The following is a 357-nucleotide window of genomic DNA, read 5'->3' as shown; positions in this document are numbered from 1 at the left end:
CGTTCGATCGGGTCGATCAATCCCTGCAATTGAAGCTCCACCACGTAGGCGCGAAGAACGCATACGCCCCGACGCGCGGCTATCACATCGTCAAAGGCAGCGGAGACGGCGTGGCAGACAAGGCTGGCGCGAATGCAGTCTCGCCACTGCCTGACGACCAGCCCTTCGACATCAATCGCTGAGTTCTCAGGATTTCGTCAGAAAGCAAACCCATGGATATTTCAGTACCTAGCGGCGTGCGAATCGCACGCTCGGCTGCGTGCGTCGCGGCCGGGGTCATATTGCTCACAGCCTGCAGCCTCGGCGGATTAGGTGGTCCCTACCCCGGTGTCCCAGCCCTGAGCGACCCTGGCCGAG

The 357-nt window shown here is 61.6% G+C and carries 1 protein-coding gene; it reads left to right on the top strand.

The features are described 5' to 3' along the window. The coding region (locus CVH10_RS25820; protein WP_181244489.1) for a hypothetical protein at window positions 1-182 on the top strand (182 nt) is incomplete at its 5' end. Window positions 183-357: the final 175 nt, after the last annotated feature.

The organism is Halomonas sp. ND22Bw, from assembly GCF_003011945.1.
Classification (GTDB): Bacteria; Pseudomonadota; Gammaproteobacteria; order Pseudomonadales; family Halomonadaceae; genus Halomonas; species Halomonas halophila.
The sequence above is the reverse complement of the archived record's forward strand: the minus strand, read 5'-3'. Positions and strand labels throughout refer to the sequence as shown.